Genomic DNA, 16,766 nt, shown 5'->3' with positions numbered 1-16,766 from the left:
CTACCCCGCCGCACCGTCGGCCGGGCGGAAGCGCAGCAGCAGCGGTGCGATGGCCGACACCGGCACGCTCAGCGCCAGCCGGCCGCCGGGGTCCGCATCTGCGCTGCCGGTCCATAGCCGGGTGCCGTCACGCTCCGCCGTGACGGTCCAGCGGCCGGGACGCGGCACCTGCCAGACCATGCTGCCCCCGCCATAGCCGGTGGCGGCGACGTGAAATCCCTGGCTCTCCGGCGTAAGGGCGGAGAAGGCCCAGCGGCCCTCGACCAGATAGGGCCGTGCTGCGGGCGGGTCGCGGTCGGCGCGGCCGGGTTCCGCCAACGCCACCACCGGCTCCGCCACCGCGGGGTCGAGCGCCACATAGAGACTGCCCTGGCTGTGGCGCTGGCCCAGCACACCGCTGGAACGGACGAAATCGACGGCATCGGCGCTGGCATGGTCGAAGCGCAGCGTGTTCAGCGCCCCGCGGTCGCGCACGCGCCAGCGCCGGGCGCCGTCCAGCGCCTCGAAACGGATGCTGTAGAAGCCTTCGGCGATGCGGGCATAGGTGGAGGCGGCGACGGGCGCCAACTCCTGCGCATGAGCGGCGGTCAGGACCAAGACCAGCGCGTTCAGGCTGGCCGCCTTCTGGCCGCTGTACATGTGGTAATAGACGTTGAAGGGCTTCAGCCGCAGCGGGCTGCCGGCATGCCGCATGGTGTTGACCAGATTGCGGTAGCCGTAGAAGCGGCTGGTCCACAGTTCCGTATAGGTGTTCTCATTGCTGCCGGCGGCGTAGATCTGGCGTTCCGCCCCCACCGGAAGACCGATGGGCGGCAGGCCGGTGACGGAGGGGAAATCGGCATCGAAGCGGGCGTCGCCGCCGTTGATGTTGACCCCGCCCGCCTTGCGCACCGCAGCCAGCGCCGCCTCGAAGGGCGAGGTGTCGCCCGACCATTGCACCAGCACCGCCCGCTTGCCGGCCGGGGCCAGCCGGGTGAAATAATCGAGCGCGCCGCCGATTTCCTGATCGAGGTCGAAGGGCTGTTGCAGATAGGCGCGCGGCACGGCGTAGCGGCCGATGTCCGACACCTCGCCGGCCTCCTCCGCCGCGTGGTCGTCACCATTGCCGGGACCCCTGCCGGACTTGCGTTTGCCCTCGCGGTCGAGAAAAGGGGTTTCGTTCTGCCGGCTGTAGTCCTTGAAGAAGGCCCATTGGAAGGGATGCGTCCAGGTGTGGCTGGACGGTTCGACCTGCGGCAGGGCGAACAGCGCCTTGGCCGCCGCCAGCGACTCCGGCGTGCCCTTCCAGGTCGGATCGAGGTCGCCGACGATCGGAGCGACCGACACCGGCAGGTCGGGGAAGGGTTCGATGGCGGCAATCCGCACCATGTCGGCGGACAGGACGCGGCGGGCGGCATAGGGCGCCACCTCCGTCACGTTGCGCCAGCCGTCGCCGTCGATGTGGCTGAAATAGAGCCGGCGGCCCGACAGGGTGGTGACGTCGGGCTTCGGCAGATCGTCGGTGGCGAAGCTGTCGCGGAAGAAGGCGAAGGGATCGATGATCCATTGGCGCCGGTTGTATTCGGGGTCGAAATAACGGCCATACCCCTCCGTCACCAGACCGCCGGACGGGCCGGTGACCACCAGATGGCTGTCGCTGGCCGGATCGCCGCCGCGCCGCATCACCAGATGGGAGGCGAAGCGCTCGTCGGTCTTGCGGAACAGCGGATAGCCGGGCAACACCCCCGACAGCGGCCGTTCAAAGCCGATCATGCCGTCGGCCAGCGCCGGCTTGGATTTGTAGGTCAGGTCGGAATAGCCGTCGTCGTCGCGCAGTCCGAAGCGGGCGAAGAAGCGGTTGGAGACGGCGAGCGGCACCGGCTTGCCGCCATGCTCCAGCCGTACTCCGGGCTGGCCCAGCACGGCAAAGCGGACGCCACGGTCGATGGCGCGGGCCACCCAGCCGACATAGGCGCCGACATCGGCGAAGGGTTCGCCGGCGAACCAGGTGACGACGCCGCGCAGGTCGGGGTAGCGCGACAGGTCGGGCAGCCCGTCGGCGACGTTCCAATAGACCACCGACAGGCCGAGATGGTTCAGCGGCATCTCCGCCATCGTGTGGATGCGGCTGAGGCGGATCGTGCGTTCCTCGCGCAGGTCGACCAGCGCCAGAATGGTGCGCGGCACGGTCTGCTGGGCCGTCGCGGGCGGCGAGCCGGCGGCGTGGGCCGACACGGCCATGCCGGACAGGAGCATGGCAAAGGCGAGGGCCGCCGCTTTGAACAGGCCCCTCATCGCGGCGGCTCCGGGATCAGGCGGTCGAGTTCGACCGTCGCGACATAGGGGGAAAAGCCGTTGGCCCGTTGCAGGTCGTAGATCGCCCGGATCCCCGCCGCGTCGGCCGGATCCCAGTAATCCAGCGTGTGAAGCGCAAGCGTCGGGTTCAGCGCCCCGGCGGCCTTCAGGGCGTCGACCTGGAACCGGTAATCCTCCGCACTCTGACGGTGCGGACGCTTGGCGGCGAAATCCCAGCCGGCATAGACGCTCTCGCCCAGCGCGTGGCTCAGCAGCGGGGCGGTCTGCGGCAGGATCTCATAGGCGCGGTTCTGCATCAGGCCGATGTCCGGCCAGTTGCGGCGTATGGCCCGCACCAGCGCCGCCGCCGCGTCGGTCATGCCATGCCAGCGCTTGGCGTCGGTGCGCTCCAGATGCGGCGGATTGTCCAGCGTGTCGAGAAAGAGGCCGTGGAACCCCTCGCGCAGGATGGCGGGGACCAGCTCCTCCACCACCAGCTTGACCCAGCGGCGGTCGCGCACATCGACATAGAAGCTGCCGGGCCAGTTGGGGTTTTCCTGATCCAGAATGCCCCAGCTCTTCACTCGGTCGAACCAGGGGCGGTGCGTCTCGACCTCCCCCACGCTGAGATAGCCGAGCAGGGTCTTGCCGCGGTCGGCCAGCGGTTGCAGCGGCGGGTGGGTGCGGCTGTCGAGGACCAGCAGGCGATAAGGCTGGAAGGCGGTCAGAGGTGCGGCGTCGGCATAATAGACCGCCCAGGGAGCCGCAGCGGATTGACCGGAAGCTTGAGCGGAGGTCGCGGCCCGCGAAGTTCTGTTGGGCAGCGCCAGCAGCGCCGCACCCGACAAAAGCCCGCCGAAGACCGCCCGCCGCCTGATCAAACCACCGATCACGCCACCCCTGCCCTATTGTCCAGACGAACTTTTATCGAATTTCTGTGCCGGGAATGTCCCGGCAAAGCTTTCAATCAAGCCACGCCAGCGTCTGGCGCAGCCCATCCTCCAGCGGCGTGTCGCAGCTCATGCCGAAGGCGGCGATCAGACGCGTGGGATCGCCGATGGACATCCGGATGTCGCCCGGCCGCGCCGGACCGTAACGGCGGTCGAGCGGCCGGCCCGACAGTTCAGCAAGCACCTCCGCCAGCCGGTTGACCGAGGTCGGACGGCCGGTGCAGACATTGTAGACCGGGGCGCCCGGCTGCGGATGTCCCATCGCAGCGGTCAAATATCGCACCAGATCCTTTACAAAGATGAAATCACGCACCTGCTCGCCGTCCCCATTGACAGTTATCGGCTCTCCCCTGGCGATCCGGCCGGCGAAGATCGAAATGACACCGGAATAGGGGGATTTCGGGTCCTGGCGCGGACCATAGACGTTGAAGAAGCGGAAACCCGCGGTCGGCACGCCATGCACCCCGTCGGCCACCCGCGCATGCAGTTCGCAGCCCAGCTTGTCAGCGCCGTAGGCCGACAGCGGACGGGTCGCCGCGTCCTCGCTCAGCGGCATGTCGGGATTGTCGCCATAGACGGCGGCTGAGGAGGCGTAGATCACCGGAACCGGACCGGCCGGATTGGCATGGCGGGCGGCATCGAAGACGGCGATGGTGCCGGACAGGTTGGCATGGTGGGTTTCCAGCCACGCCTCGCGCGAGCGGTCGACCGAGGCGACGGCGGCCAGATGGAAGCAGCCGTCCACCCCCTTGCCGTCCTCTCCCGACATCGCGGCCCGGACCACCTCGGCATCGGCCACATCGCCGATCGTTACCGGCACGCCGTCCGGCAGGTTTTCGCGCTTGCCGGTGGACAGGTCATCGAGCACCCGCACCTCGTGCCCGGCCGCCAGCAGCCGTTCGATCAGGTGCGAGCCGATGAATCCGCAACCCCCGGTGACAAGATAACGCGCCATCGCTGCGGCTCCCTCGGCTTTTGCGTGTGTTTGGAGTGATACGCGAAGTCAAAGCCGCCGGATTTGGACAATTTCATATCGGGCGCGGAAAAAATCAGGCGGTGAGAAAACCGGCGACGGCGGCCTGGAATTCCTTGGGCTTGATCGGCTTCGAGACATGACCGTCGAAGCCGGCATCGGCCAGGCGACGCTTGTCCGCGGGCGTGGCGAGGTTGGTGACGGCCAGCACCGGCGTGGCGGCGAGATCGCCATCGGCGCGGATCTGACGGATCAGATCCAGCCCGGACAGGCCGGGCATGACAATGTCCATCACGACGAGATCGGGCGCCATGTCGCGCATCAGGTCGAGCACCGAACTGGGGTCGGACGCCTCGACAACGGTGAAGCCGCCTTCCTCCAGGCAGCGGACGAAGAGCTTGCGCATCAACACATTGTCTTCGACCACCAGGATCGTCCGCGTCTTTTCGACCGTGTCCAACATCTCGCCATCCAGACCTTGCGGCGTGAGCGGCCCCGCCGATGCCGGGCATGGCGCGACCCTACGCTGCGCAGCAATACCGAATTTCACGCATGATTTGCTGTCTATCCCTTTTTGCGTCACCGGTCAAGCCATCCGCGACAATCCCCTACCCCGATTGGGGAAGTGTCTCATGGAAATTGCGCCGGGTTATGCGCCTCCTCCGTGTGGCGGAAGGACCGGCGCCCGACGGAGGCGCGAAGAAAGCATGCTGCACGAACAATCGTGCCGGCAGGTTTTCTTTATGAAATCTTTATCCCGGCTGCGGAAATCCGCATCGACCCTTTACGCGAACCTGCGCAATTGAAAAGGCACGCGTAACAAGGGAGGGCAATCGCGTGCTCGACATTCTATTCCTGGCGGTGACGCTGGCGTTCTTCGGAGCCAGCGTCGCCGCCATCCGCGCCTTCGACCGGCTGTGAGCGGGAAAGGCGACCGACCATGACCGTCGATCTCATCCTGGGCGGGCTGGTGGCCGTGGGGCTGCTCGGCTACCTCGGCTATGCCCTGATCCGTCCCGAGCGGTTCTGAGGAGCAACGCCCATGAATTCTCCGATGAATGCCGGGGACAGTCTCCAGATCATCTTCTATTGCCTCGTCCTGATCGCGCTCACCCCGCTGGTCGGGGGCTATATGGCCCGCGTCTTCACCGGCGAGCGTGTTCTGCCGGACCGCATTCTCGGCCCCGTGGAGCGGGGCATCTACCGGCTGTGCGGCATCCGCGCCGACCAGGAACAGCATTGGACCGCCTATGCGCTGGCCATGCTGGCCTTCAACCTGCTGGGTTTCCTGCTGCTCTACGGGCTGCTGCGCCTGCAAGGCTGGTTGCCGCTGAACCCGGCCGGGATGGCGCCGGTGGCGCCCGACCTCGCCTTCAACACCGCGATCAGCTTCATGACCAACACCAACTGGCAGGCCTATGGCGGCGAAAGCACGCTGAGCTACCTCAGCCAGATGGCTGGGCTGACCGTGCAGAATTTCGTGTCGGCCGCCACCGGCTTCGCCGTTCTGGTGGCGCTGATCCGTGGCTTCGCGCGGCGCTCGGCGCGCACGGTCGGCAATTTCTATGTCGATGTGACGCGCGCCACGCTCTATGTGCTGCTGCCCCTCAGCATCGTCACGGCGCTGTTCCTGGTCAGCCAGGGCGTGCCGCAGAATTTTGACAGCTACACCGTCGCCACCACGGTGGAGGGCGGGCGGCAGGTGATCGCGCAAGGCCCGGTCGCCTCGCAGGAGGCGATCAAGCAGCTGGGCTCCAACGGCGGCGGCTTCTTCTCCGTCAACTCGGCGCACCCGTACGAGAACCCGACGCCGCTGGCGAACGTCGTCGAGATGGTCTTCCTGCTGATGCTGGCCGCCGGCCTGACCGACACGTTCGGGCGGATGGTCGGCGACCGGCGCCAGGGCTGGGCCATCTTCGCCGCCATGGGCATCCTGTTCCTCGCCGGCCTCGGCGTCGCCTGCTGGGCCGAATACCAGGCCAATCCGGCCGCCGTCGCCGCCGGGCTGGATGCGGCCGCCGGCAACATGGAGGGCAAGGAGGTCCGCTTCGGCATCGTCAATTCCGCCCTGTGGGCGGTGGCGACGACCGCCGCCTCCAACGGGTCGGTCAACGCCATGCATGACAGCTTCATGCCGCTCGGCGGCATGGTGCCGATGGTGAACATGATGCTGGGCGAGGTGGTGTTCGGCGGGGTCGGGGCCGGGCTCTACGGCATGCTGATCTTCGTCGTCCTCGCCGTCTTCATCGCCGGTCTGATGGTCGGCCGCACGCCGGAGTATCTCGGCAAGAAGATCGAGGCGAAGGAGATCAAGCTGGCGATGATCGCCACCCTGACCCTGCCGCTGGGCGTTCTCTTCTTCTCGGCGCTGACGCTGGTGCTGCCGGCCGGGCTGGCCGGCATCCAGGATCCCGGTCCGCATGGGCTGAGCGAGGTGCTGTACGCCTACAGCTCCGCCACCGGCAACAACGGGTCGGCCTTCGCCGGCTTCGCCGCCAACAGCCTGTACCACAACACCACCATCGCTCTCGCCATGCTGCTCGGTCGCTTCCTGGTGATCCTGCCGGTGCTGGCGATCGCCGGCGGGCTGGCGGCCAAGCGGACGGTTCCGGCGTCGGCCGGCACCTTCCCGACGCATGGCGGGCTGTTCATCGGCCTGCTGGTCGGCATCGTGCTGATCGTCGGCGGCCTGACCTTCTTCCCGGCGCTGGCGCTGGGGCCGGTGGTGGAGCACCTGATGCTCGGCACCGGGACCTTCTTCTGAGGATGCCACCGATGATGCACCGCACTTCGGAGAGTTCCCTGTTCGACGTGAAGATCGCCGTCCAGGCGGCCGGTGTCGCCGTCCGCAAGCTGGACCCGCGCGAACTGGTCCGGAATCCCGTGATCTTCGTCACCGCCGTGGTGGCGGCGCTGTCCACCCTGCTGGTCCTGCGCGACCTCGCCGGGTTCGGGCATGGCGGCACCGGTATCGGTGTTGCCGGCCAGATCGCGGCATGGCTGTGGTTCACCGTGCTGTTCGCCAATTTTGCCGAGGCCGTCGCCGAGGGGCGCGGCAAGGCCCAGGCCGCCAGCCTGCGCAGGACCAAGACCGAAACGGCCGCGAGGAAGCTGGCCGCCATCGACGCCACGACCCATCAGGCGGTGCCGGCGGCCAGCCTGCGCGCCGGCGATCTCGTGCTGGTCGAGGCGGGCGACGTGATCCCCGGCGATGGCGACGTGGTGTCCGGCATCGCCACGGTGGACGAAAGCGCCATCACCGGCGAATCCGCCCCCGTCATCCGCGAATCAGGCGGCGACCGCTCGGCCGTCACCGGCGGCACGCGGGTGGTGTCGGACCGCATCGTCGTCCGCATCACCGCCAATCCGGGCGAAAGCTTCCTCGACCGCATGATCGCGCTGGTGGAGGGCGCCAAGCGGCAGAAGACGCCCAACGAGATCGCGCTGAACATCCTGCTGGCGGGCATGTCGATCATCTTCCTGCTGGTGGTGATGACGCTGCCGGCCTTCGCCGCCTATTCCGGCGCGGCCATCCCGGTGGTGTTCCTGATCGCCCTGCTGGTGACGCTGATCCCGACGACCATCGGCGGCCTGCTGTCCGCCATCGGCATCGCCGGCATGGATCGCCTCGTCCGTTTCAGCGTCATCGCCAAGTCCGGCCGCGCGGTGGAGGCGGCGGGCGACGTCGACGTGCTGCTGCTCGACAAGACCGGCACCATCACGCTGGGCAACCGGCAGGCGGCGGAGTTCATCCCGGTCGGCGGCGTCGCCGAGCGCGAGCTTGCCGAAACCGCCTTCCTCTCCTCGCTGGCCGACGACACGCCGGAAGGCAAGTCCATCGTCGCGCTGGCCCAGCAGCGCTTCGGCTTCGACCCGGCGGCGCTGGATCGCGGCGGGTTGACCTTCATCCCCTTCACCGCCCAGACACGGATGAGCGGGGTGGATGTCGCCGGACTGGGCATCGCCGGGGTGGGAACACGGATCCGCAAGGGTGCGCCCGACACGATCGTCTCGATGATCGGCGGCGCAGGCCGCGACCTGACGCTGGCGGTGGAGCGGGTCGCCAAGGCCGGCGGCACGCCGCTGGTGGTGGCGCGCGATGGCCGCGCGATGGGCGTCGTCTATCTGAAGGACATCGTCAAGCCCGCCATCCGCGAGCGCTTCCAGACCCTGCGCAGCATGGGCATCAAGACGGTGATGGTCACCGGCGACAACCCGCTGACCGCAGCCGCCATCGCCGCCGAGGCCGGGGTCGACGATTTCCTGGCCGAGGCGACGCCGGAAAGGAAGCTTGAGCTGATCCGCGCCTTTCAGGCGGAAGGGCGGCTGGTCGCCATGTGCGGCGACGGCTCCAACGACGCGCCGGCGCTGGCCCAGGCGGATGTCGGCGTCGCCATGAACACCGGCACCCAGGCGGCGCGCGAAGCCGGCAACATGGTCGATCTGGAGAGCGACCCGACCAAGCTGATCGAGATCGTCATGATCGGCAAGCAGCTGCTGATGAGCCGCGGCGCGCTGACCACCTTCTCGATCGCCAACGACGTGGCGAAATATTTCGCCATCATCCCGGCGCTGTTCATCGCCGCCTATCCGCAGCTGCAGGCGCTGAACGTCATGGGGCTTGCCAGCCCGCAGAGCGCCATCCTGTCGGCCATCATCTTCAACGCGCTGATCATCGTCGCGCTGATCCCGCTGGCGCTGAAGGGTGTGGCCTATCGCCCGGCCGACGCGGCCAGCCTGCTGCGGCGCAACCTGCTGATCTATGGCCTGGGCGGTCTGGCGGTGCCCTTCGTCGGCATCAAGCTGATCGACATCGCCGTCACCACGCTCGGCCTCGTGTGAGGAGTCTCATCGCATGACCAGGGAACTTCGCCCGGCCTTCGTCCTCATCGTCGTGATGACGGTGCTGACCGGCCTTCTCTACCCGCTGGCGATCACCGGCGCCGCGCGGGTGCTGTTTCCGGCGCAGGCCGCCGGCAGCCTGATCGAGCGCAACGGCACGGTCGTCGGCTCGTCCCTCATCGGGCAGTCCTTTGCCGGGGCGGCCTATTTCCACCCGCGCCCGTCGGCCGCCGGTCAGGGCTATGACGCCAGCGGCAGCGGCGCCAGCAACCTGGGCGCCACCAACAAGGCGTTGGTGGACGCGCTGGGCAAGACGGTGGCGCAGTTGCAGGCGGAGAATCCCGATGCGCAGGGTCCGGTTCCGGCCGACCTCGCCACCGCGTCGGCCAGCGGCCTCGACCCGCACATCTCGCCGGCCGGTGCCGCCTTCCAGGTGGAGCGCGTCGCCAAGGCCCGCAACGTCCCGGCGGACCAGGTCCGCGCCCTGGTGGCGGAGTTCACCGAAGGCCGGCAACTGGGGTTGTTCGGCGAGCCGCGGGTGAATGTGCTGCTGCTGAACCTGGCGCTGGACGAGAGGATGCCGTTGGGGCGGTGAGCGTGCCTTGACGCACCGAAGCTCTCCCTCTCCCGATCAGGGAGAGGGAGGCCTCCCATCCGTTGACGCCGCGCAGCGATGCCGCCACCCTGCTCCGCCCCTGAGAGGTTCACCATGACCACATCCAGCGCACCGGCACGCTGATGGCCGACCCGGACACCGACGACCGCCCGTCGCCCGACGCGCTGCTGGAGGAAGCCAACCGCGAGCGCCGCGGGCGGCTGAAGATCTTCCTCGGCGCCGCCCCCGGGGTCGGCAAGACCTATGCGATGCTGGAGGATGCCCGCGCCCGGATGCGCGACGGCACCGGGGTGGTCGTCGGCGTGGTCGAGACCCACGGGCGCCGCGACACCGAAGCGCTGCTGGACGGACTGGACATCCTGCCGCGGCGGCGGATCGACTATCGCGGGCGGGCATTCCAGGAAATGGACCTGGACGCCATCCTGGCCCGCAGGCCGAAGCTGGTGCTGGTCGACGAGTTGGCCCACACCAACATCCCCGGCAGCCGCCACGTCAAGCGCTGGCAGGATGTGGAGGAGATCCTCGATGCCGGCATCGATGTCTGTTCCACGCTGAACGTCCAGCATCTGGAAAGCCTGAACGACGTCGTCGAGCGCATCTCCGGCATCAAGGTGCGCGAGACGCTGCCGGACAGCGTGTTGCAGCGGGCCGACGAGATCGCGCTGATCGACCTGCCGCCGCGGGAGCTGATCCGCCGCCTGCAGGAGGGCAAGGTCTATGTGCCCGAACAGGCGAAACGCGCCGCCGACCATTTCTTTTCCGCCGGAACGCTGACCGCGCTGCGCGAGATGGCGCTGCGGCAGGCGGCGGAGCGGGTGGACGCGCAGATGCTGCGCTACATGCGCACCCACGCCATCGCCGGCCCCTGGCCGACGCGCGAGCGCATCCTGGTGTGCATCGGCGACGGACCGCAGGCCCTGCGGCTGGTGCGCACCGCCAAGCGCGCGGCGGAGCGGCGAGACGCCCCTTGGGTGGCTCTTTATGTCGAGACGCACCGCCACCATTCCCTGTCGGAGGAGGACAAGGACTGCATCGCCCAGGCGCTGCGGCTGGCCGAACAGCTGGGCGGCGAGACGGCGGTGGTCCAGGGCGAGCGGGCGGCGGCGGAAATCCTGGCCTTCGCCCGCGCCCGCAACGTCAGCCAGATCATCGTCGGCCGCGCCCATCCCCGGCGCCGGCTGCGCGTGCTGCACCAGTCGGTCACCACCGACCTGCTGGCCCGCGACGAGGATTTCGACGTGATGGTGGTGGCCGGCGAGGAGGAGCGGCCGGCGCGCAGCCTGGAGACGCGGGCGCCCTCCCCCGTGCTCGACTGGCCGGCCTACATCGTGGCGACGCTGACCGTCGCCGCGGCCACCGCGGTCGGGCTGCTGATCGATGTGTGGCTGCCGCTTCCCAACATCTCCGTCGCCTATCTGGTCGGCGTGCTGCTGGTGGCGATCCGCTACGGGCTGGCGCCGTCGATCTATGCGTCGGTGCTGAGCTTCCTCACCTTCAACTTCCTGTTCACCGAGCCGAAATACACCTTCGCCATCACCGACGTGCAGAACATCATGACGGTGTTCTTCTTCCTGGTGGCGGCGGTCATCACCTCCAACCTCGCCGCCCGCGTCCGCGCCCAGGTGGAGACGACGCGGCTGAGCGCCCGGCGCACAGCGAACCTCTACGACTTCAACCGCCGCGTCTCGGCGGCGGTCGGGCTGGACGACGTGCTGTGGGCTGTGGTGCACCATGTCGCCGCCACCATGAACGGCCGCTCGCTGGTGCTGCTGCCGCGCGACGGCCGACTGGAGGTCGCCGCCGGCTATCCGCCCGAGGATACGCTTGACGAGAAGTCGATGGCGGCGGCCCGCTGGTCCTGGGAGAACGGCAAGACCGCCGGCCGCGGCTCCACCACCCTGCCCGCCGCCGACTGGCTGTTCCTGCCGCTGCGCACCGGGCGCGGTCCGATCGGCGTGCTGGGCGTGCAGGCGATGCAGGGACAGGCCATGGCGGGGCAGCAATTGCTGTCGCCGGAGCAGGGCCGGCTTCTCGACACGCTGGCCGATCAGGCCGCGGTCGCCATCGAACGCACCGCCCTGGTCGCCGACATCGAGACGGCCCGCGTCGCCGCCGAGACCGAGCGGCTGCGCTCGGCACTGCTCTCCTCGCTGTCGCACGATCTGCGCACGCCGCTGGTCTCCATCCTCGGCGCCTCGTCCAGCCTGACCAGCTATGGCGAGACGCTGGCCCCGCCGGAACGGGCGGAGCTGGTGCAGACCATCCAGGAGGAAGCGGAACGGCTGAACCGCTTCGTGCAGAACCTGCTGGACATGACGCGGATCGGATCAGGCACGCTGAAGCCGCGCACCGATTGGGTCGAGCTTTCCGACGTGATCGCGGCGGCGCTGGAGCGGGCGAAGCGCATGCTGGGCGACCGTCCGCTGCGGCTGGAGCTGGAGCCGGGGCTGCCGCTGCTGCGGCTCGACCCGGTGCTGGTCGGACAGGTGTTCTTCAACCTGATCGACAACGCCTGCAAATACTCGCCCGAGGGCAGCCCGATCACCATCGCCGCCCGCTGCCGTGACGCGGAGGTGCGGGTCGAGCTGTGCGACCGCGGACCGGGGATTCCGGAGGCCGACCGCGAACGCATCTTCGACATGTTCTATCGCGTGGAGGCCGGCGACACGCAGAGCGCCGGGACCGGCCTTGGCCTCGCCATCTGCCGTGGTATCGTGGAGGCGCATGGCGGCAGCATCCGGGCGCTGCCCGGGCACGACGGGGCCACCAATCACGGTATGGGCACCTGCATCGTCCTCCAGCTGCCGGTCCCGGCCGGGCCGGAGATCGCCGACATCGAAGGAGACAGCGCGAGTGGCGAAGAGTCTGGCTGCGAAGAGTCCGGCGGCGAAAATCCTGGTCATCGATGACGAGCCGCAGATCCGCAAGTTCCTGCGCATCAGCCTGTCGGCCAACGGCTATGGGGTGGTGGAGGCGGAAAGCGGACGCGAGGGGGTCGAGGCCTGTGCCGGCCAGCGGCCCGATCTGGTGATCCTCGACCTCGGCCTGCCCGACCTCGACGGCCAGGAGGTGATCAGCGCGCTGCGCCAGACCTCGACGGTGCCGATCATCGTGCTGTCGGTGCGCGCCCAGGAATATGACAAGGTGGAGGCCCTGGACCGCGGCGCCGTCGATTACGTGGTGAAACCCTTCGGCGTCGGCGAGTTGATGGCCCGTGTGCGCGCCGTCCTGCGCCAACGTCCGGCCGACGCGGAGCCGGCCACCCTCATCACGGCCGGCCCGATCACCATCGACCTCGCCCGCCGGGTGGTGGAACGCGATGGCGACGAGCTCCATTTGTCGCGCAAGGAGTACGAGCTGCTGGCGATGCTGGCCCGCCATGCCGACCATGTGCTGACCCACACCGACCTGCTGCGCGAGGTCTGGGGGCCGGCCCATGTGCATGACACCGCCTATTTGCGGGTCTATGTGAAGCAGCTTCGCCAGAAGCTGGAGGCCGACCCCAACCTGCCGGCGCTGATCGTGACGGAACCGGGGGTGGGGTACCGGTTCAGGACGGGGGTGGAGTGAAGGAGAGTGATGGCGCCTCTCCTCCTCCAAAACTCCGCCAGGCCGCGACGATCGTCAGCGCTTCTTCCCTCCATGCGGCAGGTAGCTCTGGACGAGGTCCTTGGCGGTGTCCTTCAACATGTCCCAAGCCTCCGGATCGCCCTTGGCCAGCGTCGCCATCATCGCCGCGGCGTTCTTCAGCGTGATGTGCGGCGGCAACGGCGGGACGTTGGGATCGGTGTAGGCCTCGACAAGCACCGGGCCCCGGGTCGCCATCGCCTCGTCCCAGACACCGGCGAGGTCTTCAGGCTTGTCGACGAACAGGCCCTTGAAACCGAGCAGCTCGGCATAGCGGGCATAGGGGAAATCGGGAAGCTCCTGCGAGCCCTCGAATTTCGGATCACCGTTCTGGGCGCGCATCTCCCAGGTCACCTGATTGAGATCGCGGTTGTTCAGCACCAGCACGACGAAGCGCGGGTCGCTCCACCGCTTCCAGTATTTGGACAGCGTGATCAGCGCGTTCATGCCGTTCATCTGCATGGCGCCGTCGCCGACGATGGCCAGCACCGGGCGGTCCGGATGGGCGAATTTGGCGGCCAGGGCGTATGGCATGCCCGGCCCCATGGTGGCGAGGCCGCCGCACAGCGTCGCCTTCATGCCGCGGCGGATCTTGATGTCGCGGGCATACCAGTTGGTGCCCGACCCGGTGTCGCAGGCAATCACCACGTCATCCGGCAACCGTGGCGACAGTTCCCAGAAGACACGCTGCGGGTTCAGCGGCGTGGCATCGTTCATGGCGCGGGCTTCCAGCACCTGCCACCACTCGGCGACACCCGTCTCGATCCACTCGCGCCAGGACCGGTCCTGCTTGCGTTCGAGCAACGGGATCAGCTCGCGCAACGTGCCGGCGCTGTCGCCGACGAGGTTCACCTCCATCGGATAGCGGATGCTCAGCATCTTCGGGTCGATGTCGATCTGTACGCCGCGCGCCTGCCCCTCCTTGGGCAGGAACTCCGAATAGGGGAAGCCGGAGCCGATCATCAGCAGCGTGTCGCAGTTCACCATCATCTCGTAGCTCGGCCGGGTGCCGAGCAGGCCGATGGAGCCGGTGACGAAGGGCAGGTCGTCGGGCAGCGCCGCCTTGCCGAGCAGCGCCTTGGCGACGCCGGCCCCCAGGATGTCGGCGATCCCGATCACCTCGTCGGTGGCGTTCAGCGCGCCGGCGCCAACCAGGATCGCCACCTTGGAGCCGGCATTCAGCACATCGGCGGCGCGACGCAGGTCGGCCTCGGCCGGGCGCACGACGGGAGCTGAATAGCCGACGCCGGAATGGATGGTGCCGTGGGCCCGCGCCGGCGCCTCCACCGCGTCCATCTCCTGCAGGTCGTTGGGCATGATGATGCAGGTCACCGTCCGCTCGGCCTTGGCGACGCGCACCGCGCGGTCGACGATGTGCCGCACCTGCGCCGGGGTGGAGGCCATCTGCACATACTCGCCGGCCACATCCTTGAAGAGGGAGACGAGGTCGACCTCCTGCTGGTACTGCCCGCCGAGTGCCGTCAGCGCCTGCTGGCCGACGATGGCGAGCACGGGCTGGTGGTCGAGCTTCGCGTCATAGAGGCCGTTCAGCAGGTGGATGGCGCCGGGGCCGGAGGTGGCGAGGCAGACGCCCATCTCGCCGGTGTATTTGGCATGCGCGGTCGCCATGAAGGCCGCCAGCTCCTCGTGGCGGGGCTGGATGAACTCGAACCGGTCGCCGGCACGGGCGAGCGCGCCGACCAGCCCGTTGATGCCGTCGCCGGGATAGCCGAAGACCCGCTTCACGCCCCACTCGGAGAGCCGCTGCCAGAAAAAGTCGCTGACGTTCGGAGCCATTGTCGCCTCTCTTGTCTCTGCTCGGATGTCACCGCCGTTCCTGTTTCAACTGTGTGCCGCCCCATCGGTTCGCCGGAGGCCGCAGTTTTTTTTGCCCATCCTCCTGTCGGACCGATCCGGCCGGCAGGGCGTTATCGTTTGCAGCAACAGGGAGACCGCGATGGCCGAGGCCAACATCGATGACCGCTCAAGCCTCGAACGGGCCTATGACCGGTACGCCTTCGAACAGGATGCGGCGGCGAACGCGCGCAGCGACGCGACGACGGTTCATGGCGTGACCATCCTGTCCGCCGCCGATCCCGACGGGCGGATCGAGCTTTCGCGCAGCACGCGGCATGTCGGGGAAGGAAACCCTGGGGGAGACACCGTCTTCGTTGCGGCTTTCCGCAGTCACGACAGCGCCGCCGAAGCCGCCGATCCCTATTCCGGCTCGGTCGAACCAACCGGCGAAACTCCAGGCGAGGCCGCCGACGAGTACCGCAAATTCATCGATCAGCTGGTGGAGACCGCGAAAGGGGTGCGGTTCAAGCCGGACATCGGTCGCGGCGAAGAGAGGCTGACCGGCTTCCACGGCGGATGATAAAATACGAAACGCCAAACGCCCCGGCTTTTTGGGCCGGGGCGTTTTGGATGGCGGGTGAAGATGCAAGGATGAGCTTTGTGTTGAGCGTCTCTTGAGGCTGAGTGACCTGGCGGCGACCTACTCTCCCACGTCTTAAGACGCAGTACCATTGGCGCGGAGGCTTTTCACGGCCGAGTTCGGGATGGGATCGGGTGTTTGACACCTCGCCATGACCACCAGGTCACCCAGGCTCAAGACCGACGCTGTTTTTCCGAAGCTTGTAGCTTGTTCAGTGCAAGTGAGGGAGGAGTATCGAACTGCGGCGCGTGCTGTCAAGCTGCTGTTTTGTGAGCAGGCTTGCTGCTGCGCATGGCGCGGTTTGTGGGGTCGAGATCAAGCCGATCGAGCGATTAGTAAGGCTTAGCTTCAGACATTGCTGCCCGTCCACATGCCTCCTATCGACGTGATGGTCTGTCACGGCTCTCAAGGGAGCTCTGGTTTAGAGGTGGGTTTCCCGCTTAGATGCTTTCAGCGGTTATCCCGTCCATACTTAGCTACCCGGCCATGCCACTGGCGTGACAACCGGTGCACCAGAGGTATGTCCATCCCGGTCCTCTCGTACTAGGGACAGATCCTCGCAAAACTCCGACACCCACGGCAGATAGGGACCGAACTGTCTCACGACGTTCTAAACCCAGCTCACGTACCACTTTAATCGGCGAACAGCCGAACCCTTGGGACCTGCTCCAGCCCCAGGATGTGATGAGCCGACATCGAGGTGCCAAACGACTCCGTCGATATGGACTCTTGGGAGTCATCAGCCTGTTATCCCCGGCGTACCTTTTATCCGTTGAGCGATGGCCCGTCCACGTGGAGCCACCGGATCACTATGGCCGACTTTCGTCTCTGCTCGACTTGTCAGTCTTGCAGTCAGGCGGGCTTATGCCATTGCACTCGACGAGCGATTTCCGACCGCTCTGAGCCCACCATCGCGCGCCTCCGTTACACTTTGGGAGGCGACCGCCCCAGTCAAACTACCCGCCATGCAGGGTCCCGGACCCGGATAACGGGCCACGGTTAGATGCCAGAGACTTCAAGGGTGGTATTTCAAGGTTGGCTCCACCC

At 67.6% G+C, this 16,766-nt stretch carries 12 protein-coding genes and 2 rRNA genes (1 of these 14 cut by a window edge); 7 read left to right on the top strand and 7 right to left on the bottom strand.

The genetic code is table 11. From position 1 onward, the window contains the following. From E6C72_RS17320 to E6C72_RS17305, 4 genes are all read right to left on the bottom strand, one after another. The gene (locus E6C72_RS17320; RefSeq protein WP_109865382.1) at nucleotides 1-2,274 is read right to left on the bottom strand and encodes a hypothetical protein; all 2,274 of its coding nucleotides are present in this window, start codon (nucleotides 2,272-2,274) and stop codon (nucleotides 1-3) included. After that, nucleotides 2,271-3,167 carry an endo alpha-1,4 polygalactosaminidase gene (locus E6C72_RS17315; RefSeq protein ID WP_109865383.1) on the bottom strand — a complete coding sequence of 299 codons (897 nt, stop codon included), beginning with the start codon at nucleotides 3,165-3,167 and terminating at the stop codon, nucleotides 2,271-2,273. The genes E6C72_RS17320 and E6C72_RS17315 overlap by 4 nt, the downstream gene beginning before the upstream one ends. A gap of 70 nt (nucleotides 3,168-3,237) precedes the next feature. After that, nucleotides 3,238-4,179, bottom strand: a complete 942-nt coding sequence (locus E6C72_RS17310; protein WP_136700796.1) for an NAD-dependent epimerase/dehydratase family protein — start codon at nucleotides 4,177-4,179, stop codon at nucleotides 3,238-3,240. A 94-nt stretch (nucleotides 4,180-4,273) separates the two neighbouring features. Then, nucleotides 4,274-4,780 carry a response regulator gene (locus tag E6C72_RS17305; RefSeq protein ID WP_247875680.1) on the bottom strand — a complete coding sequence of 169 codons (507 nt, stop codon included), beginning with the start codon at nucleotides 4,778-4,780 and terminating at the stop codon, nucleotides 4,274-4,276. Nucleotides 4,781-5,137: 357 nt separating this feature from the next. Between E6C72_RS17305 and kdpF the strand changes: the two genes are divergently transcribed. From kdpF to E6C72_RS17275, 6 genes are all read left to right on the top strand, one after another. Next, a complete protein-coding gene (gene kdpF / locus E6C72_RS17300; RefSeq protein ID WP_063828251.1) occupies nucleotides 5,138-5,227 on the top strand; it encodes a K(+)-transporting ATPase subunit F in 90 nt (29 codons plus the stop codon). Between the two features lie 24 nt (nucleotides 5,228-5,251). Continuing rightward, nucleotides 5,252-6,961 (top strand): potassium-transporting ATPase subunit KdpA, encoded by a 1,710-nt coding sequence (gene kdpA / locus E6C72_RS17295; protein WP_109085641.1) that lies wholly within the window; start codon nucleotides 5,252-5,254, stop codon nucleotides 6,959-6,961. A gap of 14 nt (nucleotides 6,962-6,975) precedes the next feature. Beyond that, a complete protein-coding gene (gene kdpB, locus E6C72_RS17290) occupies nucleotides 6,976-9,039 on the top strand; it encodes a potassium-transporting ATPase subunit KdpB (protein WP_169055237.1) in 2,064 nt (687 codons plus the stop codon). A 13-nt stretch (nucleotides 9,040-9,052) separates the two neighbouring features. After that, on the top strand, nucleotides 9,053-9,634 hold the full coding sequence (kdpC, locus tag E6C72_RS17285; protein ID WP_109085637.1) for a potassium-transporting ATPase subunit KdpC: 582 nt from the start codon (nucleotides 9,053-9,055) through the stop codon (nucleotides 9,632-9,634). Nucleotides 9,635-9,777: 143 nt separating this feature from the next. Then, nucleotides 9,778-12,564, top strand: coding sequence for a sensor histidine kinase KdpD (locus E6C72_RS17280; RefSeq protein ID WP_199228732.1), 2,787 nt, complete (start codon nucleotides 9,778-9,780; stop codon nucleotides 12,562-12,564). Continuing rightward, nucleotides 12,509-13,225, top strand: coding sequence for a response regulator (locus tag E6C72_RS17275; protein ID WP_247875681.1), 717 nt, complete (start codon nucleotides 12,509-12,511; stop codon nucleotides 13,223-13,225). Before E6C72_RS17280 ends, E6C72_RS17275 begins: the two co-directional genes overlap by 56 nt. Nucleotides 13,226-13,279: 54 nt before the next feature. On the opposite strand, the gene E6C72_RS17270 is transcribed toward E6C72_RS17275, so the two are convergent. Further along, nucleotides 13,280-15,079, bottom strand: a complete 1,800-nt coding sequence (locus tag E6C72_RS17270; protein ID WP_109085639.1) for a thiamine pyrophosphate-requiring protein — start codon at nucleotides 15,077-15,079, stop codon at nucleotides 13,280-13,282. Between the two features lie 160 nt (nucleotides 15,080-15,239). Here E6C72_RS17270 and E6C72_RS17265 point away from each other — a divergent pair, with 160 nt between their 5' ends. Continuing rightward, nucleotides 15,240-15,659: a hypothetical protein gene (locus tag E6C72_RS17265; RefSeq protein ID WP_109085640.1), complete on the top strand. Its 420-nt coding sequence runs from the start codon at nucleotides 15,240-15,242 to the stop codon at nucleotides 15,657-15,659. 107 nt (nucleotides 15,660-15,766) lie between these two features. On the opposite strand, the gene rrf is transcribed toward E6C72_RS17265, so the two are convergent. Continuing rightward, nucleotides 15,767-15,882: ribosomal RNA gene (gene rrf, locus E6C72_RS17260) — 5S ribosomal RNA — on the bottom strand. Nucleotides 15,883-16,030: 148 nt separating this feature from the next. After that, nucleotides 16,031-16,766 (bottom strand): 23S ribosomal RNA (locus E6C72_RS17255); it runs 2,011 nt beyond the window's last position.

This window comes from Azospirillum sp. TSH100 (genome assembly GCF_004923295.1).
Lineage (GTDB): Bacteria > Pseudomonadota > Alphaproteobacteria > Azospirillales > Azospirillaceae > Azospirillum.
The sequence above is the reverse complement of the archived record's forward strand: the minus strand, read 5'-3'. Positions and strand labels throughout refer to the sequence as shown.